Origin of the sequence: Evansella vedderi, assembly GCF_030813435.1 — a bacterium.
GTDB classification, from domain to species: Bacteria; Bacillota; Bacilli; order Bacillales; family Salisediminibacteriaceae; genus Evansella; species Evansella vedderi.
In genome coordinates, this window is sequence record NZ_JAUSUG010000003.1 from 94672 (window position 1) to 119740 (window position 25069).

The following is a 25069-nucleotide window of genomic DNA, read 5'->3' on the forward strand; positions in this document are numbered from 1 at the left end:
CAACGAATACAAAAAGTTTTATTATTACCTTAATTGGTAATGTGAAACTACCTTTGTATTGTTGACATACAACTTATCATTATAAACCCTTATGGGAAAACAAACAATATCATTTGAGATTTGACCAATTTTTACAATAAATATGGTGTTTAAGGTAATAACAAATAAATTGTAAAAAAAGATGAGGCTGGGACAAAAGCGTTTTATCAATGAGAATTCCGAACGAAGCATATAAATCGCTTCGGAAATATACTTCGCTTTCCGCGGGCGGCTGGTGAGCCCCCTCGTGCTTACGCACGTGTGGTCTCATCTTTGCCTTTGCTCCCGCAGGAGTCTACGTATATTTCCTCCGCTACAATAATACATTGTTCGTATTTTCATCTAAACACTTTAGTTATGTCCCAGCCTCATCTTTCATTTTCTTTTGTGGTATAGGTATTATTCTACCTCATATCCCTCTGCCTTCCAAGCTTTTGTACCGCCTTCAATGTACGCAACGTCTGTGAATCCCATTTGTTTTAGGAGGTACGCTCCTAGGGTCGCTTGACCCCCAGCACCGCAAGTAACTAATACAGGTCTGTTGCGGTCCGCTAATTGAGGCTCCCTTAATTGTTCAGGTAATTCAAGGTCTGCACGAATTGGCAGCATCCCTAGGGAGATGTTTAAGCTGCTTGGGATTAATCCACATGCACCAGCATCTGCAGCATCCTGTACGTCAATGACTAATGTTTCTGGGTTGTTGTTAATTTTTTCCCGTGCTTCTGCTGTAGTAACTCCAGATACATGCTCTCTAGCTTCTGCTAGCATTTGTTTAAACGTTAATGCCATTTGAATCATCCTTTTCTTGTCATTTATAGTTGTGGTTTTGTCACAAATAAGTCACACTCTTTTTAATTCAACATACTTTTTAAACTTTCCTGCTTAAAAAGTTTAAAATTCCCGATAAACTAACTGTATTTTGTTTATAAACGGTTAGTTCGTTTATGAATATGTTTGGTACGGAGGTATGTAGTGCACGAAACAAGAGCTGAGCTTAGGGTTTGGTGCAGTGGATGGTGATTGAAAAGCAAAACAAAAAAGAACCAACTCATCAAAAAAGAATGAATTGGTTCATAAACCCCATTAAATTATCCCTAACTCTTTTCCTGCCTTTTCAAAGGCATCTAGTGCCTCTTGTAGGAGCTCTTTCGTGTGGTCGGCAGTGACAATCGTTCGAACACGTGCAGCACCTTTAGGAACGGTTGGGAAGGCAATTCCTTGGGCGAACACACCGTAGGATAGCAATTTATCAGAAAGAGCGTGTGCTTTTGCACCGTCACCTACCACAACAGGTGTAATTGGTGTTTCACTAATTCCTGTTTCAAATCCTAACGCTTTCAATCCTTCTTTTAAGAACCTTGCGTTTTCCCACAGCTTCTCAATACGTTCCGGCTCATCCAGCAAAATATCAATCGCTTCTGAACAAGCTGCTGTTACTGCTGGTGGGTGAGAAGTACTAAATAGGAATGGACGTCCTTTATGGATCAAGTAGTCTCTAACTGCTTGGGTACTAGAGATATATCCACCAAGTACGCCAATGGCTTTACTCAACGTTCCCACTTGAATATGAACACGGCCATTTAGATCAAAGTGATCCACTGTTCCACGACCGTTACGACCTAAAACACCACTAGCGTGAGCATCGTCTACCATCACTAATGCATCGTATTTTTCACATAACTCTACGATCTCAGGAAGCGGAGCAATATTTCCGTCCATGGAGAAGACTCCGTCTGTAACGACAAGTCGCTTACGAAAGTCAGCAGATTCCTTTAATGCTGCTTCTAAGCTTTCCATGTCCACATGTTTATAGATTTTACGTGCTGCCTTGGTTAAACGAATTCCATCGATAATGGATGCATGATTTAACTCATCAGAAATCACCACGTCGTCCTTCGTTAATATGGAAGACAGAATGGCCTGGTTAGCTGTGAAACCAGATTGAAGTACTAGCGTTGCCTCTGTGTGCTTGAACTCAGCAAGCTTTCTCTCAAATTCTTCGTGCATGGAAAAAGTACCTGCAATGGTACGAACAGAGCCTGTACCAGCACCGTATTTTTCCACAGCTTTAATGGCTGCTTCTTTCATTCTTGGATGGTTTGTCAGCCCTAAGTAGTTATTAGAAGAAAGCTGGATCACTTCCTTGCCGTTAATCACTACTTTTGCAGCTTGATCAGACTCAAGAGGAACGAGGGTACGAAATAAACCTTCCTCTTTCATTTCTTGCAATTCTTGTTCTAGATATTCAAATCCTTTCAATCAAATAACCTCCCTCAATTTCTATGTTTTTAAGGATGTAAAACGACTTTTCCACATTTCCCTTGTAGCATTAGGTCGAACCCTTTTTCAAACTCTTCAAGAGGAAAATGATGAGTTATTATTGGCTTTACGTCCACTTGACCGGAGCCCAATAACCCTGATACTTGCTGCCAAGTTTCATACATGCGGCGGCCTGTTATTCCTTGAACTGTAATTCCCTTAAATACTATATCATTTGTTACATCAATCTCAACAGGCTTTACTGGTAAACTTAGGATAGATACTCTACCACCGTTTGTAACCATTTTAAAACCTTGGTTCATGGCCACTGGATGCCCACTCATTTCACAAACGACATCTACGCCATGGCCGTTTGTTAGTTTCTTAGCTACCTCAAGTGGATTCTCTTTACTTGCGTTTACAACGGTTGTTGCTCCCATTTTTTTAGCTAAGTCCAACCGGTATTCATTTAAATCAAAAGCAATGACTTGGGAAGCACCTGCCGCTTTAGCAATACCTACAGCCATAATTCCAATTGGACCACAACCGATAATTGCAACGGATTTTCCTGCCACATCTCCAGCTAAAACAGTATGGACACCGTTACCAAATGGTTCTTGAACACTAGCTACATCAAATGGTAATTCCGGATCATTTTTCCACATGTTTTCGGCAGGGAGGGCGACATACTCTGCAAAACAACCGTCTCGGTCGACACCAATGATTTGGGTGTTTGCACAAATATGTGCTTGCCCTGTTAAACATTGTGGGCAGTGGCCACAAACAATATGAGTTTCTGCAGAAACATGATCCCCTACTTCTACATTGTTCACATACTTCCCTTTTTTCACAACAATACCGGAAAATTCATGACCAAAAACATACGGTGGATTTACACGGCTTTGGGACCACTCATCCCAAGCATAAATATGAACATCTGTTCCACAAATGGAAGTTGCCTTTACTTGAATGAGCACCTCTTGGTCTCCTATTTCAGGGATAGGAACCTCCTTTAGAGTTGCTCCAGGGGCACGTTTATCCTTTACTATGGCTTTCATTGTTTTCTTTTCCATCTATAGATCCCACCCTTTGATGTGATAAATTATAAATTTATAAAGACTGTTTTCTAAATGAATCTTGCTTTTAAATTAGGTTATCACTCGACTCCGTTACAGGCGGACGCTTTCCGCGGGCAACGCTTCAGCCTCCTCGGGAAAACCGCCCTGCGCTGTTTTTAGCTGTTGCTTTTCCCGCTGGAGTCGCCGCCTTACACTCCTTCGAGTTATTAAAAGAACAACAATCTATGTTAAAAGATACATTATATTATACATTTACATTTTATCACGGGTATTTGTACACGTAAACAGTACTGTCCACCGGAGAAAAACATTTGATTCCCCTAGAAAATTTCTTAGAAAAAATTTTAATTTTTTCCAAATAAAATAAGGTGACTCCGTGGAGTCACCTTATTTTGAAGCTTACATAAATTCAGCCATTAATTTATCGAATTGTTCTTCTTCTAGCTGCAGATCCTGTGCAGAAAGGGGTTCTTCCTTAAATCCTTGTACAAGGGATTCGTAAGAAGGTTTTTCTTTATTTTGATAGATTAATCCTGTAACAAGGCCATTGTTTTCCATTAATGTATTCATTGCTTGTAAGCGATCGTGAGGGTTGTATCCTTCAATATCAGAAAGGGAAACTAAGTTTTCCTTAAACCAATCATACGTATTGATCTTATTGAAAGTTACACAAGGGCTAAATACATTAATTAATGAAAATCCTTTATGCTGGATCCCCTGCTCAATAAGTGACGTAAGTTCTTTTAAGTCACTGGAGAAGCTTTGAGCAATAAAGGATCCTCCAGAAGCAATGGCTAACTCCATTACGCCAAGAGCAGATTCAATGGATCCTCCTGGTGTACTTTTTGTTTTGAAGCCCATTTCACTTCGTGGAGAAGTTTGTCCTTTCGTCAACCCATAAATTTGGTTATCCATTACGATATAAGTCACATCGATATTACGGCGGATAGCGTGAATGGTATGACCCATTCCAATAGCAAATCCATCTCCATCTCCACCAGATGCAATAACAGTTAAATCACGATTTGCCATTTTTACACCTTGTGCAATAGGAAGGGATCTACCATGAATTCCATGGAATCCGTATGAATTAATATAACCGGAAATACGACCAGAACAACCAATCCCTGAAATAACCGCTAATTCTTCCGGTACTACACCAACATTTGCTGCTGCACGCTGAATAGCCGCTTGTACAGAGAAATCACCACATCCAGGACACCAGTTAGGTTTTACATTATTTCTAAAGTCTTTGAATGTTGCCATATTAGAACAGCTCCTTGCATTGGTTGTAGATTTCAGATGGCAGGAATGGGTTTCCATCATATTTTAATATGGATTTTACATTTCCATAAGTTAAATTCATTTTTACCAGCTGTGCTAGTTGTCCAGTGGCGTTGTTTTCAACCACAACTACTTCCTTCGCCTTCTTGACCATTTCAGCTACTTCTTCCGTAGGGAATGGGTGAAGAAGACGAACATGGCCATGATTTACTTTAAGGCCATCTGCCTCTAATTTAGGAATTGCCTCTTGGATAGTACCTCTTGTAGAGTTAAATCCAAGGATCAATAAATCCGCTTCTTCGTGTCGCTCATCTTTCACGACAGGAGTCGGGAATACTTCTGTAAGCTTATCAAGCTTCTTCATACGCTTATCCATTTGTGCCTTACGGTTTTCAGGACTTTCTGACGGTTTCCCTTGTTCATTATGTTCAACACCAGTAACGTGGTGAATTCCATTTTTCATACCAGGGATAACACGTTTTGAAATACCATCCTCTGTTACTTCATAGCGCTTGAAATATTCTTTACCTTCTAATTCAGGTAATTCTTCTGATACGTTTAATTTACCTCTGCGGATCTGAACTTTATCGTATTGTAAAGGTTCAACCGTTTGTTTTCCTAGAGATAGTGCTAGGTCTGTAACTAAAATTACTGGGACTTGATATTCTTCTGCGATATTGAAAGCTTCTGCTGCATCATAGAAAGCTTCTTCTACGCTAGATGGAGCCATAACAACCTTTGGAATTTCACCATGTGTTCCATAGATCATGGCAAAAATATCAGATTGCTCTTGTTTTGTCGGTAAGCCTGTACTTGGACCACCACGTTGAGTATCTACAACTACTAATGGCGTTTCCGTAATACCACTTAAACCGATTGCTTCCATCATCAAGGATAATCCTGGGCCTGCAGAAGCAGTTAAACTACGGACACCCGCATAGTTTGCTCCGATTGCCATTGTACAAGCAGCAATTTCGTCTTCAGTTTGAATTACTGTTCCACCGAATTCAGGAAGTTTTTTAATTAAATACTCCATGATTTCTGAAGCAGGGGTAATCGGATAAGCAGGCATAAAACGTGCTCCCCCTGCTAAAGCTCCAAGAGCGATGGCATCATTTCCAATCATGAACATACGGTTTTTACCATCTGCTTCTTCTAATCGGAAGTCCCCAACATTACCTTGTGCCTCACTTTGGAAATATTCCATTCCTTTACGGATAGCATCCATATTTTTCTCTACTACAGATGAACCTTTTTTAGCAAAAATTTGTTCTACAACGGAATAGAATGCTTCTGCTTTAACGCCTAATAGTGCAGCGGAAGCTCCAACTGCTACCATGTTTTTCATTAAAGAAGTACCTAGTTCTGTAGCAATCTCAGTAAATGGTACGGAAAATAAATTTGCAGTACACCCTTCTGGAAGTTGTGGTGAAAATTTGCTGTCACCAATAATAACCCCCCCTGAGACTAATTCGTGATGATTCAAATCTATTGTTTCTTGGTCAAATGCTACAAGAATATCTAAATCATCGGAAATGGAATTCATAGGTTTGGTACTTACACGAATTTTATTATTCGTATGTCCCCCTTTAATCCTTGAAGAGAAATGTCGGTAGCCATATAAATAGTAACCTAATCGACTTAATGTTATTGAAAAAATTTCTCCAGTACTTTCAATACCTTCACCTTGCTGCCCTCCAACTTTCCATGAAAGTTGTTTGATCATCTTTTCTACACCCCTTTTATTCTGACAATGAAACTAGATGTACATTACTTGTGAATGTGAACACATTCATTTTCAATAAAAAATATGTACATGTGATCCTCGGTATACCCTTTAAACGAAGACGTCCAAGAAACACCTCAACTTTCATCGACACCGTATTACAGGCTTCGTTTATAATCAGACTACGAAGCAAAACCGCAATTATAGATTTATTAATAGAAGCGTCTTCACTCCCTAAATCTGTACAATCTCTTTATATTGTAACATAACTTTCATATTTACTTAAACATGAATATTCATTCTATTTTGTTAAGTTTTATAACTTATCTACTAAAATGCTAGATTTACTAAGGTTCTAACGATTTTTTTACATAAAACCTTTTTATAATTTTTTACACTTTTACTCTTAAAAACACAAAAAACCTGCTTAACCCAATGACATGTTAAGCAGGCGAATAAATTTTTTATTAGCGAGGTTCAACAATTAATTTAATTGCTGTACGCTCATCTCCATCAATTTGAATGTCCGTAAATGCAGGAATACAAATGAGATCAATACCACTAGGTGCTACGAATCCTCTAGCGATGGCAATGGCCTTAATCGATTGATTAAGAGCACCTGCCCCTATTGCTTGAATCTCAGCTGCGCCTCTTTCTCGAATTACTCCAGCCAAAGCACCGGCAACAGAATTAGGATTAGATTTTGCTGAAACTTTTAATACTTCCACTTCAGAACCTCCTTAAGGATGAATTGGTGGTATATAATGACATATCTAGCAGTGTTGTTCTCTATATTTTTCCAAACTACTGATATGTTACTGCTTCATTTTTTATGCACCACTGTTTTACTCTCTCTTTGTATATATTCAAAACCTCTTTAATTATTCTTAATACATAAAATTAATCAAAAAAGGGACGATCATCGTTAATGGAGATTCGTTTTATGCTTTCAGCTAATCCTGATTTATTATCAATGGTTATGAATACACCACTAAGCTGTTCTCTACCTGAAGTTACTTCAAATCTTACAGGTAAGCTAGTTAAAAATTTGTGAATAACCGCTTCCTTTTCTACACCTAAAATACCGTCATAAGGTCCTGTCATACCTACATCCGTGATAAAAGCAGTTCCCCCAGGTAAAATTCTTTCATCTGCCGTTTGTACATGTGTATGCGTACCAACGACAGCTGATGCCTTTCCATCCAAAAACCAACCCATTGCCTGTTTTTCACTCGTAGCTTCTGCGTGAAAATCAACAAAGATGATAGGGGTCTTTTCTTTAACTTCATTAACTATATTCTCTAAAGTTCTAAATGGACAATCAATTGCAGGCATGAATGCACGCCCTTGTCCATTTATTACTGCAATTTTCTGACTTCCAACCTTTTTAATTACATAGCCTACACCAGGAGTTCCTTCTGGAAAGTTTGCGGGACGAACTAATTCATCTGTCTTATCAATAAAATCAAAAATTTCTTTTTTGTCCCAAGCATGGTTTCCAAGGGTTATAATGTCAGCACCGGTTTCGCGAATTTCGTAATAAACCTTATCTGTTAATCCCTTTCCCCCTGCAGCATTTTCACCATTAACAATAGTCACATCGGGACGGTATTTCTGCTTCAATTTCGGTAAATACTCTTTTAGAGTCTTTCTCCCTGGTGAACCAACAACATCACCAATAAATAATACCTTCATTTTAATAATATCTCCTTTTTATAAGAAAAGCGATAAGATCTTATATTGCTTATATTACCCTGTATGTTTTTTTCGTATTATGTATAAAAATAAAGTGGCATAAAAACGCCACTTTATTTCGCATACTCAACTGCCCTTGTTTCACGAATCACGGTCACTTTAATGTGGCCAGGATAATCGAGCTCGTCTTCTATTTTCTTTGTAATATCACGAGCTAATCGATAAGAATCTTCATCTGTAATGAAGTCAGGCTTAACCATAATTCGAACTTCACGACCTGCTTGAATAGCATATGTTTTCTCTACGCCTTCGAAAGACTCAGAAATCTCTTCTAGCTTTTCTAGACGTTTAATATACGTTTCAAGAGTTTCTCTTCTCGCACCAGGTCTTGCTGCTGATAAGGCATCTGCAGCAGCGACAAGGGTAGAAATGATGGAAGTTGCTTCGGTATCCCCGTGATGTGATGCAATACTGTTTATAACAACCGGATGTTCTTTATATTTTGTTGCAAGCTCAACGCCTATTTCTACGTGGCTTCCTTCCACTTCGTGGTCAATTGCTTTTCCAATATCATGTAACAAACCTGCACGACGGGCTAACTGAACATCTTCCCCTACTTCAGCTGCCATTAGACCACTGAGATATGCCACTTCCATAGAATGCTTAAGAACATTTTGTCCATAGCTTGTACGGAATTTTAAACGGCCAAGGATTTTAATAAGGTCTGGGTGTAACCCGTGAATACCCATTTCAAATGTTGACTGCTCTCCGTATTCACGAATTAATTCGTCTACTTCACGTCGAGACTTGTCCACTGTCTCTTCAATACGAGCCGGGTGAATTCTACCATCCTGTACAAGTTTCTCTAAAGTCGTTTTTGCAATTTCTCTTCGAATAGGATCAAAACCAGATAAAATTACTGCTTCTGGAGTATCATCAATAATTAAATCGATACCTGTTAAGGTTTCTAAAGCTCGAATATTTCGACCTTCTCTACCGATAATTCGACCCTTCATTTCATCGTTTGGTAAGTTAACAACGGATACGGTTGTTTCTGCAACATGATCCGCTGCACATCGTTGAATGGATATTGATAAGATCTCTTTCGCTTTCTTATCAGCCTCTTCTTTCGCCTTTGTTACAGCATCCTTAATTAACACGGCTTTTTCATGTGTTAATTCCTCATCAACTGTTTTCATGATGATGTCACGTGCTTCATCTTTTGTAAATCCTGAAATACGTTCTAATTCTTGTAATTGCTGTTGATACATTTCCTCGACTTTGCTATTCATCTCGTCGATTTGTTGTTGACGTTTCGACAATTCATTTTCTCTTTTTTCAAGAGACTCTTCCTTTTTGTCTAACGTTTCACTTTTGCGATCCAAAACTTCTTCTTTTTGAACTAATCGGTTTTCCTGTTTCTGAATTTCGTTGCGGCGATCACGGACTTCACGTTCCGCTTCCATACGAAGCTTATGAGCTTCATCTTTTGCTTCTAGGATAGCTTCTTTCTTGCTAGCATCCGCTTCACGCTTCGCATCTTCTATCGTTTGTTTTGCCAATTGCTCTGCGCTAGAGATTTTGGCTTCGGCGATGGATTTGCGAACGAAGTATCCAATTAAAACACCGATTACTGCAGTGAATAGCAAAATGAGGATTTGAACGGCCAAGTTTTCCAAGACTGATTCACCTCCTCATGCTATTTCTCGATGAAACTCAGTTTTCATGTTTTTGATTGTCATTTTTCATTAAAGCGCACATCCAGCACAGTTTAAATACAGATTGAGTATGATTAAGGTAATACAGTATTCTACCTAATTGTATGCTTCATAGTATTTAATGTCAAGCATTGGTAACACTTCTATATTAAGCTTTAAACAAGTATTTAGTATCTGGTGCTATATGTTGGGGATTATTCCGTTTAAATAACACTGATATAGGTGTTAGAAAACTATACTATAACAGTTCTACCATGGGGCTTTTCGTCCTTTTTAAATCGACATTTACCGAGGGCGAATTAACCATTGATTGGAAGTTTGAAATATTTACAGAACACCCCCGGCAAGGGAGTGCCTGAAGCGGAAATCATCGTCAAAGTTTAACAGAGCCTATAAAAAAGTAGTTACTCAGGAGAGCAACTACTCTTTTTAAATATGAAATTATTTTAAATCTAGTGCTAAATCTTTGTCATCTTCTGCAGGTACTGTTTGCGGTACATCTAAACCATGAAATTCACGAATTTTAGATTCAATGATTTCCGTTATGTCTGGATTTTCCTTTAAGAATTGCTTTGCATTTTCCCGGCCTTGGCCTAAACGCTCTTCATTATAGGAATACCATGCACCACTTTTTTGAACGATATCCAAATCTGACGCAATATCTAGAATAGATCCTTCACGGGAGATCCCTTCTCCATACATAATATCAACTTCCGCTGCTTTAAATGGAGGAGCTACTTTGTTCTTCACAACTTTGATCTTTGTTTTGTTACCAACCATATCGTTGCCTTGCTTTAAAGTTTCAGCACGGCGTACTTCTAGTCTTACAGAGGAATAGAATTTTAATGCACGACCCAATTTGTTATCCTACCGGCTTTTTATCCGATAGCTCTTACTCTTTCTTTCGAGCAAGTTCAGCATACATTTTCACCTTCGGCATTATCCGTTAAGGCGGCGGAGCCTCGTGGGGATATTTTTGCTATCATAGCGCTCAATCCCTATGCGTTACACAGACTACTGATCATAGCCCGCTCGATATTAGCATCTCAGCCTTCATCGAATTTCCCCGCTCATAATCTAGAAGATTTCTCTACTAGACGGCAGTGTGCTTTAATTTCCTTTTCTATCGTTAGGAAATTAAAAAATCCTACCAGGTGTCGTTTCTGGATTCAGTATTGTTATCACAAGAGTTTTTTATCCCTTGTTTCTGGAGGTTTATATTCCCTCATGTCCAACAAGTGGACTACGACCAGTCCATTCTGGTCCAGCTCAGCATATCTTTTCATCTGCGACATTACTCGTTAAGATGATGCGGTCTCTTGGAAGGATTATATTCTGCTACTAACAGGTTCACCTTCTATGCGTTGCCCCTGACTATAATTTTACAAATAGCCTTCGGTTCGGATTTGCGTTTCAGCATCCCCGCTTCATCCCGCATTCATAATCTAAAAAATTTCTTTTTTAGACGGCAAAGTGCTTATAAATTAAATAGCACCCGTTCACCAAACATAACTCCGACTTTCTCACGAATTTGGTTGATAAATACAGCGATCGTTTTGGACTTATTAATGGCACCAGACAGTTTACGAAGGGCTTGAGACATCAATCGCGCTTGAAGACCAACGTGACTGTCTCCCATTTCCCCTTCAATCTCTGCTTTTGGTACTAATGCTGCTACCGAGTCAACTACGATCATATCAACAGCTCCACTTCGAACAAGTGCCTCTGCGATCTCTAGGGCTTGCTCTCCTGTGTCTGGCTGTGATAATAATAACTCGTCAATGTTTACGCCTAGTTTCTGAGCGTAAACAGGGTCGAGCGCATGCTCCGCGTCTATGAAAGCTGCTTGTCCACCATTACGTTGTACTTCTGCAATTGCGTGTAATGCTACTGTCGTTTTACCAGATGATTCAGGACCATAAATTTCAATGATTCTTCCTTTTGGGTACCCTCCTACTCCTAGGGCAATATCTAAAGCAAGGGCACCACTGGATACTGTCGATACTCGCTGCTCTGCTTGTTCACCTAGCTTCATGATCGATCCTTTACCAAATTGCTTTTCAATTTGGCGCAGGGCCATGTCAAGGGCTTGTTTACGATCTGACATGTTTTCCTCTCCTTTTTCTTTCAAAATTTAATTCATAGAATTAATAATAGATACCTCAAATAGGCTCTTATCATTTCTACATCTATCTTACCCTTTTTCTATCTATTTGCCAATAGATTTGCAAACGTTCGTTCGCCATTTTGCGAAATGGAATAATTCAGACTAGTTTTATCTAGCCCCCCTTAGTAGTCCTGTATTTTAACGAGAAGAAAATCCAATGTTCACAAAAAGTTCGGGGACCGGGTCCCCGAACTTTTATAAAATAAATAAGCATGCATTTCCGTATGGGATGGAAATGCATGCTTGTAATTTAATTGATATATCGAATTCTATCGGCGCTTAGGTCTTGGTTTTGCTGGTTCTAGGTTGATTCGGGCTCCATTTACTCGGGAGTATTTTAATCCTTCGTATACAAATGGTGCCACATCTTGTGGGACTTCCATAAAGGTAAAGTTATCAAAAATATCAATTTTTCCAATGGACTTAGCTGGAATGCCAACTAACTGGGAAACTTCTTCCGCTAAAATTTTTGGTGTTAAGTCTACATTACGTCCTACATTGATAAAGAACCTCGTCATCCCTTGCTGTGCGCCTGTTTCACCAAAATCGTAACCATCATCATTTAAGTCTTCATGGCTGTAGAATGCCAGTTTCAACAATGATCTAATGATCTTATCTGGTGGGTATTGATCTAAAAGTTCGCTAACTAAAGCATCATACAATCCAGGCTCATCATCTTCACTTTCAATCAGATCAATGATTTGTCCCTTCCATACGTGCTGTTGCTTCTCTACTACCTCCTCAACGGACGGGAGTCGTTGAGATGGGATATTCATCTTAATTTCCGATTCAATGGAGCGGAGATGCTTCATTTCCCTTGGTGTTACTAAGGTTACAGCTACCCCTTCTCGTCCCGCACGGCCGGTACGTCCAATTCGATGTACATAGCTTTCAGGATCTTGAGGAATATCATAGTTAATAACGTGAGACACATTTTCCACATCAATTCCACGGGCTGCAACATCTGTAGCGATAAGAAACTCAATGGAAGAGTCACGGAATTTTTTCATAACTAGATCTCGTTGTGATTGTGTTAAATCACCATGTAATCCATCTGCCATGTATCCTCTTGCTTGTAAAGCCTCTGTCAGCTCTGCTACACCTTTTTTTGTACGACAGAAGATAATTCCTAATTCAATTGTTTCACTATCAATAACACGGCAAAGGGAATCGAGTTTATTTTTTTCCAACACCTTAAAATAAACCTGATTAATAGAAGGAGCAGTAACTTCCCCTTTACTAATAGTCACCTGTTTTGGTTTATTCATATATTTATTAGATAGTTTTCGGATTGGTGGCGGCATGGTAGCTGAGAACAGCAATGTCTGCCTATCCACATTCACTTGCTGAAGTATTTTTTCAATATCATCAATAAAGCCCATGTCCAGCATTTCATCCGCTTCATCTAAAATCAACGTATGAACTTTCCTAAGCTGCAACGTGTTTCTACTTAAATGATCCAAAACACGTCCCGGAGTACCAACAACAATTTGAACTCCACGCTTTAGGGCTTTTATTTGATGACCAATGGACTGGCCACCATAAATAGGGAGAATTTGTACCCGCTTATACCTTGCTAGCTTTTGAAGCTCTCCAGATACTTGGATCGCTAATTCCCTCGTAGGAGTTAAAATTAATGATTGTACGTGGCGCTGCTCTGTCACATGCTCCAAGAGAGGTATTCCAAAAGCTGCCGTTTTACCAGTACCCGTTTGAGCTTGTCCAATTACATCTTGCTTTTTTAGTATTTCAGGAATTACTCTTTCTTGAATGGGCGATGGTGCTTCAAAGCCCATATCCTTTATTGCACGTTTAATATCATCGGAGATTTGAAAATCTTCAAATTTCAACATTTATTCATCCACCTTTTCCATTTCCTTACGAATCCATTGTAACAGATAATATGCTCCATACTTAACGGAGCGGCCTCGAATATTAGGGCGGCTTCCGGCTAATTTCAATTCAAAGCATTCTGTTTTTTCCTCAGAGGAGATTCCAATATAAACTAAACCCGGGGGCTTCCCTTCTAACGGGTCAGGTCCAGCGACCCCAGTAAAACTAATTCCATAGTCGCTTTTACCCTTTGCCTTTGCATTTTTCGCCATCTCCTTTGCACATTCACAGCTAATAGCACCTGCTTCAGAGAGCAAAGACTCAGGGACAAACAATTGGTCCATCTTCATTTTATTGGAGTACGTAATATATCCTCCTGAAAAAACATTACTGACACCAGGAATAGTAGTTATTTCACTAGCAAATAACCCTCCTGTTAAACTTTCTGCTGTTGTAACGGTTTTATTGTATTCCTTTAATAATGAAACAAGCTTATGAAAAAGGGATTCCTCCCCAACACCATAAAAATACTTTCCAACTCGCTGGAGGATTTTTTCTTGTGTTTCATCTAATAATGTACGGTTTAACTCCTTTTGATCGCCATTCACAGTAAGACGTAAAGTTACTTCTCCATCTGATGCTAATGGGGCTATCGTGGGGTTGGATTGTGTTTCTAATAGATCATCTATTTCTTTAACAAGCTGTGATTCACCAATATCAAAAAAACGAAGTACCCTTGACTCTATGAAGGCCTGTTTCTTCAATTGTTTTCCTAAATAAGGGGCTACGTATGTTTCAAACATAGGCTTAAGTTCACTCGGTGGACCTGGAAGCATGATGATCTGAACATCAGCTTTTATACCAATCCCACAAGCTAGGCCATGATCATTTGGAAAGACATGTGCCCCTTCTATAATCATTGCCTGCTTCCTATTGTTTTCTGTCATTGTACGGTCCCGCTGTTTAAAGTAAGCTTCAATTCGCTTTTCCGTTTCCTGATCATAAACTAAATTCCTGCCAAGAAATTTAGCTACTGTTTCCTTTGTTAAATCGTCCTTTGTTGGACCTAGACCACCAGTGATGATAATTAAATCAGATCGATTACATGCAACTGCTAAAACCTCAGAAAGCCTGGTTTCATTATCGCCAACAACGGAATGATGATAAACATTTATACCAATGTGAGATAATTGCTCTGATAAATATTTAGCATTAGAGTTTACAATTTGTCCAAGCAAAAGCTCGGATCCTACAGCAATAATTTCTCCGTTCAAAGTAAAACATCCTTCCGACTAAACAAATCATTTAATTAAAACATGCTTATTTTTTATAAAATAATCTACACCTGATAAAATCGTTAAGAATACAGCAACATAGATCATGATGGATGCAAACGGAATAGATAACCACTCAAAGATCATGTTGTGTAACATTACAGCAGAAGCAGCAATTATTTGACTTACCGTTTTCCACTTTCCCCAAATACTGGCTGCAATGACATTCCCTTCGCCGGATGCTACTAAGCGTAGTCCTGTAACGGCAAATTCTCGGCTTAGAATAATAATTGCTGCCCAAGCAGGAAAAAGTCCCAACCCTACTAAGGATATAAAAGCGGCAGTAACTAATAATTTATCAGCTAATGGATCTAAAAACTTTCCCATATTAGTAACAAGGTTATACTTTCTGGCATAATATCCATCCAACCAATCTGTGGAAGCAGCAATAATAAAAATAATTGCTGCAATAAGATGGTGAATGGGGATATTTGCCCCAAATAAGTGAACATCGCCCCACGTGAATGGAATGAGTAAAAAGATCATGAAAACGGGAATTAGTAAAATGCGTGAAATCGTAATTTGATTAGGTACGTTCACCGTAATCCTCCTTACACCATGGTATGTAAAAACAGTTATAAAATAAAACCGTACATAAGCTTTATCAATTTTACCAAAATACAACACATAATGCGAATGGAAACTGTAAAGAAAAAATATTCTCATTAATTTTTTGCTAAAACCATTAAAAAAAGAACCGCTGTTTTTTTTAGCGGTTCGTTTTACTATTATTCGTTAACTAATGGCTCATACTGAATAAAAATTTGTTGCGTCGTTGTGTCAAGAGGAAACTCTAACAATTCATCATTAATAAATAAACTTGTAGTTGCTATATTTCCTATTTTAATATGAGCTAGGCTTTCCTCACTAAAATCATATTGCCACTCATTACCATCATTAAACATTTGAAATGCTAATCTACTGTTATCTGCATCATACACTTCTACCCAACTGTCTCCAGAAAACTCCATTCGGATATTAAAAGTATTTGTGTTAGAAAGGATAAAGTAGGAACGGGATCCTTCTGTACGGTCTAATTCCAGGACTTGCACGGGCTCCGGTTCGGGTTCTGGTTCGGGTTCTGGCTCTGGTTCCGGCTCTGGTTCGAGTTCTGGCTCCACTTCTTCGTCATCAATTGCTGTGTCACTAATGTCGACGGATGGGTCATTTTGCTGCTCTTCTCGCGACACTGCACCAGATTCATCATTATTCCCTTGATAATAGAACCAAAGTCCTATTCCTATAAATAATATGAAGAGAACGACTATGATAGTCGGAAGAAGGGAAGCAAATTTTGATTTTTTCTTAACCACTTTAGGTTTAGATCGGTTAACCCTTGGTGGTAAAGTGGCTGTCTCTCGCTTTGGTTGGGGAAGTTCATCACTATGCTCTTCAAAAAGCAAATCTGGATGGATTCCCACTGCTTCAGCATAGCTTTTAACAAAGGCACGGGCATAGAAATCCCCTGGCAATCGAGAAAAATCCCCATCCTCAATAGCTGCCAAATAACGCTTTTGAATCTTCGTGATTTTTTGAAGTTCATCCAGCGAATATCCTTTTTCTTCTCTAGCGGTTTTTAACCGAATTCCTAACTCTGACAATGAAAACACCTACCAACTTAGCTAATATCGAAAGATGAGAAGCCTGAATCTACCGCTTCATAGGTTATTTTCTCACCTTCTTCGCTTCTGAGCTCTATTATATAATCAAAATCATCTAAAGAATATTCCGTTTCTCTCACAAAAATATCAGGATGCTCCACTACTTTCGTTGCTGGTAATCGCATAATTTCACCAACGAGCATTTGGTGCCTTTCGGAGGCTCGCATGGTGGAAACGATCCCGTCAATGATGTAAATATGGTCTTCGGAAAGCTCATCATCTGCTAACTGGCTGCGAATGGTTTGTCTTAATAACGTGGAAGAAAGGAAAGACCAACGTTTACTAGCACAAACACTTGCGGCAACAATAGATTCCGTTTTCCCAACCCTGGGCATTCCTCTAATACCTATCAAGCGGTGACCTTCTTTTTTAAATAGCTCGGCCATAAAATCAACGAGTAATCCCAATTCGTCACGAACGAAACGAAACAATTTCTTTTCATCCTCGTCCCTTTCAATATATCTCCCATGGCGAACCGCTAATCGATCCCTTAACTTCGGTTCACGTATTTTACGTAATGAAATAACGTCCATGGATTCTAAAATATATTTTAAACGCATGATCGCCTCATCATCCTGGCTTTTTATTAACATTCCCCTTCTCATATGTTCCACACCGTTGATGGTTACGATATTAATGCGCAGCATTCCAAGTAATGAAGCTATTTCTCCTAAAAGGCCTGGCCGATTTTTATTAATTTGATACTCTAAATACCATTCTTTCTCCTCCATTGTTCAACCCCTTCCTTTATGTATATTCCCATTTCTATCTATTTCATGTAACTTATACTAATCATAATTGATTTTTTTCCCCATTTAAAGTGATTTATATGATAAATAATAATTCCTTTTAATGTTTCTATTTATTTGGCTCTTTTCGTATAGATTGTTATTTTTTAAGCATATATTATTGATTGGATAGGCCCCCTCGGGAAAACTGTGTCTCTTCCTCTACTAGCTTCGCTTTGGAGCTGCATCAAAGAGTCATCGTAAACGATGACGCTCCGAGACAACTCGTAGATTACTCGTGAAGTAAACGCTCGTCGCTGGAGTCGCCGCCTTTCGCTTCCCAAGCATTTAAAAAAAGCAACAAAATTTACAAAAACAGCCTTTTATTTAAAAGCTTAAGAAGAAAAAGTGCCGCAGGGGCGACACTTTTTCTATCATGCTATCCTTTTTGAACAAGCTTTACCATCATATTCGCAATGGCATGCTGTTCTTCCTCAGAAGCTACATGCCATAGGTCTGCAAGTATTTTTTCTTGTTCATTTTTAGGTTCTACTTGCTCAGATAAGTATTCACCGACTTGATAAGCAACATCAGAAATTACTTGATCATTCATACCTTCGCTTTTCGCTTGCTCTAAACGATCACCTAAAAAGTCTTTCCATTGTTGCCAATTATCTAATACTGACATTGATGAATTCCTCCTTGTGTTAAAATTCATACATAGTTTTTCACTGGGAAGGAAATTTATTCATCGTCAACAATTAGATAATACCCTAGATTGTGAATATATTGTTAACAGTACCACGCGCCATTGATGGAGACAATTTGTCCATTTATGTACTGGCTTTGATCAGACACTAAAAAGGAAACAAGAGACGCTACCTCTTCTGGCGTCCCCAACCTGCCAGCTGGTATTTCATCTGTTAAATTGGCTATTTCCTCGTCATCATAATGATCTAACATAGGGGTTTCGATTGCTCCAGGAGCGACTCCATTTACTTGAATATTACTTGGAGCCACTTCCTTAGCAAGTGCCTTTACAAAAGTATTTAGTCCTCCTTTTACGGTGGAGTAAAGCACTTCACATGACGCACCAGTTAACCCCCATATGGATGAAATAACAATTATCTTTCCCTTCCTCCCCTTTATCATAGAAGGGAGGAAGGCTTGTGTAAGTAAAAATGGCATAGTGATTCCAATAGATATTTCCTTTTGTAGCTGTTCATAGGTTACATCTGTTATTAACCCAACGCTGGATGTTCCACTATTGTGTACAACAACATCCGGTTTGACGTGTAAGGAAGTTACCTTTTCCATGGATACTTTTATATCCGTAAAGTCAGCTTGAAATAAGGAGCAATCAACCCCGTACTTCGTTTGAATTGTTTCCTTTAGCTCCTGAACCTTCCCTTCACCACTATTGTAGTGAAGGATAAGATCATAGCCATCAGCGGCAAGCTTTGTGGCAATTGCACTGCCTATTCCCCCACTTGCCCCTGTTAAAAATGCTACTGGTTTCCCTCTCATTTAATTTTGTTACGCCCCTTTAGGAGTTACAAGGCAACGGCTCATTTGTGTTTCCGTTATAAAATGTTCTTTAAACGCCGTTTGTAAATCCTCTTTCTTTATGGTTTCTAAAACAGGTATTACATCAAACAAATCCATATCGTTGAAACGATACCGAGTAAATTGGTTAGCAATATACTCCGGTGAATTTAATGAGCGTAGGAAATAGCCAATTTTCTTTTTCCTTAATCCTTCCATTAAATTTTCGTCAAGGTCTGTTTTTTCAAAGGAATCCACTATTGACTTAATTCTTTCAGCTAATTGCTGAGGTTTATCACTATCTCCACCTATAACAGAAAATCCAAAGCCCTGTTCTCCGGAGTAGTCAAAGGAAAAGCTATCATCAATTAGCCCTTCATCATATAATTTCTGATAATTCTCCGTACTCTGCCCAAACATCATTTCTAGTAGCAATTGAATGGACAGTTCATGTTTCAGTAAATCCTTCCCTTGAAGAATAGGATTGCTGTCCTTGAATCCAACAAGACATTTACCTGTATTTACATTCATAGGCAAGACCAATTCTTTCTCATGAACCTCTTTTTTCTCCGTTTCAAAGAACCGTTGAATTTCCTTCTGATCTGAAAATTTCTTACCAGCTTGATTTTCCTTAATAATAGCCATTGTCTCTTCAGGATCAATATTTCCAACAACGAAAAATACCATATTGCTCGGGTGGTAAAATGTTTCGTAGCATGTATACAGCATCTCCTTTGTTATCTTGTTGATGGACTCTACTGTACCGGCAATATCAATTTTTACAGGATGCGTTTCATACATGGTTCTAATTAAACCAAAATAATTTTGCCAATCTGGATTATCATCATACATCCGAATTTCCTGTTCAATAATGCCCTTTTCCTTTTCCACCGATTCGTCTGTAAAATAAGGCTTCTGTACAAAATCCAATAGGGTTTTTAGATTTTGTTTAATGTTCATGGTGCTCGAAAATAAATAAGCGGTTCTTGTAAAACTTGTAAAGGCATTAGCAGATGCCCCTTGCTTACTAAAAAGCTGAAATACATCCCCCTCTTCATCCTCAAAGAGCTTATGCTCTAAGAAATGGGCAATGCCATCGGGAACTTTTGTTGCCTCTTCTTTCCCTAATGGAATAAAGTTGTTATCAATGGAACCGTACTTTGTAGTAAACGTGGCAAACGTTTTATTAAACCCTTGTTTTGGAAGGATATAAACGTGTAACCCATTAGGCAGTTCTTCGTGATATAAGGTTTCCTGCAATTGATCAAAGGTTACTTTATCCATTATTGGTCTCCTCCTTTCCCTTTAAGAAATAGACAGTATCTAATTGGACTTTTCCTGCTACCCGTACGATGTCTTCTTTATTTACATTATCGATTTCTTTGATCCATTCTTCAATTGGCCTTTTCTTATCTGACAATTGATTATGGTACTCTAACTCAATTCGTCCCCTCGGTACGTCCATCGTTTCTAATAATTGGTTTTTAAACACAGCCTTTGTTTGTTCTAAATCGTCTTCAGTGAAATCACCAGCTTTCATGGCCTCCATTTGTTCAAAAATAATCTTGGTGGCATCATCAAACTTTTTACTTTCAATACCAGACATGACGATAAGTAGACCTTTATGACTTTCTACTCTAGATGCAGCGTAATAAGCGAGACTTGCTTTCTCCCTAACATTTATAAACAGTTTAGAGTGTGAGAAGCCCCCAAAGACTCCATTAAATAATTGTAAAGCAAAATAATCATCATCTTTATAGGTTACATTGGTTCGATACCCAATATGGAGTTTACCTTGCTGAACCTCTTGCTCCTCAATAACCTCTCTAGGTTTTCGGTCCAGTTTGTTGATGTTATTTTCAGGAACTGTATTCTGATCTCTTTCGGCAATACTGGAAAATTCCTTAAAATATTTATTCATAATAGGCCCTAACTCTTCTTCCTTTACATCTCCCACAATGAATAAATCTAATCGATCTGAATTCAATACTTCTTTATAGTACTCAAATAGATTTTTTTCATCAATGGAAGGAATATCATCGGAATCACCTAATACAAATAATCCGAATGGTTCGTCCTCGCACATTTCTTCCGTAAGCCGTTTATTGGCATATCTCATTTTATCGTCATACACGGATGCCAGCTTTTGTTTTAATGTACGTTTTTCACCCTCCACTATGGATTTATCAAAAGCTCCATCTGACTCCTTTGGTGAAAGCAATACCGATGCAAAAAGCTTGAGAGCCCTTTCAAATAAGGGGCGGTCATCGGATAAAAATTTCTCATTAGCCACTTCCATTCGGAAGGACATGAGATGAAATTCCCCTTTTTTCGATACATCCACATTTAAGGTTGCTCCGTATAAATCATCTAATTCTTTTCTTATTTCTTTTCTTGTTGGATAATCCTTCGTACCACTCTGTAATACATAAGGAAGTAGTGCCCGTTTCGTTACTGTTTCCTTCGTCAACGGGGAACGCATGTGCAAAAACACAGTGTTCGTTTTATACGTTGTGGAAGGTAATACATGAATATTTAATGGTCCAACTTTCAAGAATAATCCCTCCTTTATTTCCTACCTTTATCATACCTATTCCCTAATTAGTTTATGTTTAGGAAACTGTCAGTAATTTGATTTTAACGAAAAAAGGTAATAAAATGCAAAAATTGAAGAAAAATATGGAATTAATTATTTATCGACTAAACATAAACAGTTTCATTGAGACCTAAAAACCAACAAAACACATGTCCATTTTCATGACATGTGTTTTTCCCATTAGATTCGTTTTCGTAATACGTGAAATTTAAATTTATCAGCCCTAAAGTAATTTAAGGAATATAGAATAGGTCGTTCTTCTTCATCAAAATGCATTTGTTTTAATGCTAAAAGGGCTGTTTCCGGCTCACATTGCAATATTTCTGAGACTGTATCATGATAACCAAGTGGTTCAATTTGTGTAAAGGCATAGGAAATGGTTGTTCCTGACTCCTCTAACTGCTCAAAAATAGATTGATGCTGGTGAGAGACATATTCAGGTAAATATTCCTTCGGGATTTTATCTAAACAATAAACAACGGGTTCTCCATCAGCAGTCCTAACTCGCTCAATCATTAATAATTCCGTAAGTCCATGATTTTGAAATTTATGCTTGTCATCCTCCGTTGCGGGTGTAAAAGCGGAAGATAAAAAAATCGTTCCTGGTTTTTTATTTCCACGCTGGATCATATCCGTTATACTAAATAATTCTTCAATACCAGAAGAAAATAATGGCTTTGTATTGATAAAAGTACCTACACCATGTCGGCGTATAATCACACTTTCATCCTCAAGCATACGAAGTGCTTCTCGTAAAGTTGCCCTACTAACACCTAGCTGCTTAGAAAGTTGAAATTCGGAAGGAAGTCTTTCCCCTGCTTCATAAACTCCGTTATCTATATCCTCTTTTAGTTTATCTATCACTTGAAGATATAATGGGCGATTATCAGATTTAATCATGCTTGTCTCCCTCCTGCATCAACTAATGGTTTGAAACTTCCTGATCCTCTGTTTTTGTAATGAGAACTTCTCTTGGTTTACTACCCTCATATGGGCCTACAATGCCCCTAACTTCCATTTCATCTATCAATCGTGCTGCCCTTGTATAACCAATTCGGAACCGACGCTGCAGCATGGACACGGATGCTGTTTGCATTTCTACAACAAGCTGTACAGCATCATCATACAGGTCATCATCCACCTCAGTGGAAACTACATCTTCCCCTTCCTGCGGCATCATCTCTTCTGCATATTGAGCTTTTTGCTGTTCAATACAATGATTAACGACTCTCTCTACTTCGTCATCGGATAGAAAAGCCCCTTGAATTCTTGTAGCCTTATTAGCTCCAACAGGAAGAAAAAGCATATCTCCTCGGCCAAGAAGCTTCTCTGCCCCGTTTCCGTCAAGGATTGTTCTAGAATCGGTAGAACTCGAAACACCAAAGGCTATTCTAGATGGAATATTTGCTTTGATAACCCCTGTTATAACATCTACAGAAGGTCTTTGGGTTGCAATTATTAAATGAATTCCAGCAGCACGTGCCATTTGAGCTAATCTTGTAATGGAGTCCTCTACGTCTGATGAGGCTACCATCATTAAATCAGCAAGCTCGTCCACTATAACAACGATATATGGTAACGGTTGATGCTCGTCTTCTTCAGGAAGCTTTTCATTCTCCCGTTTAATATATGCATTATATCCCTCAATATTTCTTGTACCGGAGTATGCAAATAACTCATATCTCCGTTCCATTTCGTTAACAACCTTTTTCAATGCTTGTGAAGCTTTCTTAGGATCCGTTACAACCGGTGATAATAAATGTGGGACACCATTATACACATTTAACTCTACCATTTTCGGGTCGATCATCATTAACTTCACTTCATGTGGCTTACTTCTCATTAAAATACTGACGATTATTCCGTTTATACACACACTTTTCCCGCTTCCAGTGGCGCCTGCCACTAATAAATGGGGCATTTTATTTAGTTCCGCAATAACCGCATCTCCGGAAATATCTCTTCCTAAGCCGATAGCTAATTTATTATCCTTCTCTTTCATCGTTTGAGACTCCAATACTTCCCTTAAGGTAACGAGAGCCACCTCTTGGTTAGGTACTTCGATACCAATAGCTGATTTTCCTGGAATAGGAGCCTCCATACGAATATCCTTTGCTGCCAACGCCAACGCTAAATCATCTGTTAAATTAACAATTTTACTAACTTTAACACCTACACTTGGATAGACCTCGTACTTTGTAACAGATGGTCCTAAATGGACCTTTGTAACCTTTGCACTAACACCAAAGCTCTCCAACGTTCTTTCCAGTTTGCGAGCATTTTTGGAAAGCATGGAATGCTCTCTTGATTGGTTTGCTTTTGTTGGACTAGCAAGTAAATCTAACGTAGGTACTTCGTAAAACTCATTCTCCTTCGCACTCACAACTAAAGAAGTAGTATGAACAGGTGATGGTTCTATATCTTCATCCTTTTGCTTCTCTTCTTTATTTGGCTTAGCCCCTACCGTTTTAAGTGCAGAGGATTCCACATCAATTACCTCCGCTCCCCCTTTTGGATGATGATCTTCATAGGCTTTAGTGGAAAAATCGTAAATAATCGGTTCCTCTACGTCATAATCCTCAATTACCTTTTGTTCGCTAGACTGTAATGATTGCTGGGATTTTGACACTTTTGACTTTTCCTTTGGCTTAATCTTTATTTTCTTGAAAACACCCACCATATCAAGCCATTGTGCCTTTAGCCAATCCTTAATTCTAATTAAGACAGATGCGGAATTGCCTCCCCCTTTTTTCAATACATCCATAAAGGACTTACCCGTTATTATTACGATAGATGTTAAAATAAGTCCGACAGCAAAAACGAGTGATCCTTCAGAGGAAAATAAGAAGTGACTTAAAGCATACCCTAATGCCCCAATCATTCCTCCACCAATTTCATCTATTATAGCTTGATCCTGCATTTGTAACCAATACAAATGCCACGTATTCCTAATAACTGAATGGTCAATAAATTCCGCGTGTGTACTAAGTTCAATAAACAAGAACCTATGACTTATTAGTGCTATGGAAAAAATCAATAAATAAACACCTATTAATTTTCTTGTAAAAATAGAAGGAAGCTCTCGTTTTACCATTAAGTAAATAGCAAACAAAAACAATGCAATAGTTAGCACAATATGAAGACTCCCTAAGAAAAAGCGAAATAGGTGAACGAGCCCCTCACCCACAATTCCAAGCCTAGCAAAAGTTACAAAAGATACAATAAGTAAAAATAAACCAATTAATTCATATGTAAGTTGTTTTTTCCATTTTTCCTGTTTTTTTCTACGTTTTCTTGCCATTATATTAATCACCCCGAAATATATACAAATGGAAGCAGCAGCCGACAATACGGCTGCTGTCTAACCATGACGAACGCTTGTTTTAGTTTTTTTATTATAGCATA

20 protein-coding genes and 1 pseudogene are annotated in these 25069 nt (G+C 38.5%); all 21 read right to left on the bottom strand.

Going from position 1 to position 25069, the window contains the following annotated elements; all coding sequences use genetic code 11:
- Window positions 1–438: 438 nt before the first annotated feature.
- Window positions 439–828 (bottom strand): rhodanese-like domain-containing protein, encoded by a 390-nt coding sequence (locus J2S74_RS04855; RefSeq protein ID WP_307322553.1) that lies wholly within the window; start codon window positions 826–828, stop codon window positions 439–441.
- 294 nt (window positions 829–1122) lie between these two features.
- Window positions 1123–2298, bottom strand: a complete 1176-nt coding sequence (locus J2S74_RS04860; RefSeq protein WP_307322555.1) for a glycine C-acetyltransferase — start codon at window positions 2296–2298, stop codon at window positions 1123–1125.
- 29 nt (window positions 2299–2327) lie between these two features.
- The gene (gene tdh / locus J2S74_RS04865) at window positions 2328–3371 is read right to left on the bottom strand and encodes an L-threonine 3-dehydrogenase (protein ID WP_307322556.1); all 1044 of its coding nucleotides are present in this window, start codon (window positions 3369–3371) and stop codon (window positions 2328–2330) included.
- Window positions 3372–3776: 405 nt separating this feature from the next.
- Window positions 3777–4643, bottom strand: coding sequence for a 2-oxoacid:ferredoxin oxidoreductase subunit beta (locus J2S74_RS04870; RefSeq protein ID WP_307322559.1), 867 nt, complete (start codon window positions 4641–4643; stop codon window positions 3777–3779).
- Between the two features lies 1 nt (window position 4644).
- Window positions 4645–6387: a 2-oxoacid:acceptor oxidoreductase subunit alpha gene (locus J2S74_RS04875; RefSeq protein ID WP_307322562.1), complete on the bottom strand. Its 1743-nt coding sequence runs from the start codon at window positions 6385–6387 to the stop codon at window positions 4645–4647.
- Window positions 6388–6854: 467 nt separating this feature from the next.
- A complete protein-coding gene (locus tag J2S74_RS04880) occupies window positions 6855–7115 on the bottom strand; it encodes a stage V sporulation protein S (protein ID WP_307322565.1) in 261 nt (86 codons plus the stop codon).
- Between the two features lie 172 nt (window positions 7116–7287).
- Window positions 7288–8082: a TIGR00282 family metallophosphoesterase gene (locus tag J2S74_RS04885; protein WP_307322568.1), complete on the bottom strand. Its 795-nt coding sequence runs from the start codon at window positions 8080–8082 to the stop codon at window positions 7288–7290.
- 113 nt (window positions 8083–8195) lie between these two features.
- Window positions 8196–9752 carry a ribonuclease Y gene (gene rny, locus J2S74_RS04890; protein WP_370875973.1) on the bottom strand — a complete coding sequence of 519 codons (1557 nt, stop codon included), beginning with the start codon at window positions 9750–9752 and terminating at the stop codon, window positions 8196–8198.
- A gap of 489 nt (window positions 9753–10241) precedes the next feature.
- A complete protein-coding gene (locus tag J2S74_RS04895) occupies window positions 10242–10658 on the bottom strand; it encodes a recombinase RecA family protein (RefSeq protein WP_370875964.1) in 417 nt (138 codons plus the stop codon).
- 643 nt (window positions 10659–11301) lie between these two features.
- Window positions 11302–11907: pseudogene (gene recA, locus J2S74_RS04900) on the bottom strand (recombinase RecA); the annotation flags it as partial.
- Window positions 11908–12236: 329 nt separating this feature from the next.
- Entirely contained in the window at window positions 12237–13820 is a 1584-nt protein-coding gene (locus tag J2S74_RS04905) for a DEAD/DEAH box helicase (protein ID WP_307322573.1), read from the bottom strand.
- Window positions 13821–15074: a competence/damage-inducible protein A gene (locus tag J2S74_RS04910; protein WP_307322576.1), complete on the bottom strand. Its 1254-nt coding sequence runs from the start codon at window positions 15072–15074 to the stop codon at window positions 13821–13823.
- Between the two features lie 27 nt (window positions 15075–15101).
- The gene (pgsA, locus tag J2S74_RS04915; RefSeq protein WP_307322578.1) at window positions 15102–15674 is read right to left on the bottom strand and encodes a CDP-diacylglycerol--glycerol-3-phosphate 3-phosphatidyltransferase; all 573 of its coding nucleotides are present in this window, start codon (window positions 15672–15674) and stop codon (window positions 15102–15104) included.
- Window positions 15675–15862: 188 nt separating this feature from the next.
- Complete coding sequence (locus J2S74_RS04920; protein ID WP_307322580.1) at window positions 15863–16735, bottom strand: helix-turn-helix domain-containing protein; 873 nt, start codon at window positions 16733–16735, stop codon at window positions 15863–15865.
- Between the two features lie 17 nt (window positions 16736–16752).
- Window positions 16753–17526, bottom strand: coding sequence for a DUF3388 domain-containing protein (locus J2S74_RS04925; RefSeq protein WP_307322583.1), 774 nt, complete (start codon window positions 17524–17526; stop codon window positions 16753–16755).
- 436 nt (window positions 17527–17962) lie between these two features.
- Complete coding sequence (locus J2S74_RS04930) at window positions 17963–18211, bottom strand: DUF3243 domain-containing protein (protein ID WP_307322585.1); 249 nt, start codon at window positions 18209–18211, stop codon at window positions 17963–17965.
- Between the two features lie 104 nt (window positions 18212–18315).
- Window positions 18316–19050 (bottom strand): elongation factor P 5-aminopentanone reductase, encoded by a 735-nt coding sequence (gene ymfI, locus J2S74_RS04935; protein ID WP_307322588.1) that lies wholly within the window; start codon window positions 19048–19050, stop codon window positions 18316–18318.
- Window positions 19051–19059: 9 nt separating this feature from the next.
- Window positions 19060–20352 (bottom strand): EF-P 5-aminopentanol modification-associated protein YfmH, encoded by a 1293-nt coding sequence (gene yfmH, locus J2S74_RS04940; RefSeq protein WP_307322589.1) that lies wholly within the window; start codon window positions 20350–20352, stop codon window positions 19060–19062.
- Entirely contained in the window at window positions 20345–21622 is a 1278-nt protein-coding gene (gene yfmF / locus J2S74_RS04945; protein ID WP_307322590.1) for an EF-P 5-aminopentanol modification-associated protein YfmF, read from the bottom strand. The genes yfmH and yfmF overlap by 8 nt, the downstream gene beginning before the upstream one ends.
- A gap of 222 nt (window positions 21623–21844) precedes the next feature.
- A complete protein-coding gene (locus tag J2S74_RS04950) occupies window positions 21845–22564 on the bottom strand; it encodes a GntR family transcriptional regulator (protein ID WP_307322591.1) in 720 nt (239 codons plus the stop codon).
- Window positions 22565–22586: 22 nt separating this feature from the next.
- Entirely contained in the window at window positions 22587–24965 is a 2379-nt protein-coding gene (locus tag J2S74_RS04955) for an FtsK/SpoIIIE family DNA translocase (RefSeq protein WP_307322592.1), read from the bottom strand.
- Window positions 24966–25069 lie beyond the last annotated feature (104 nt).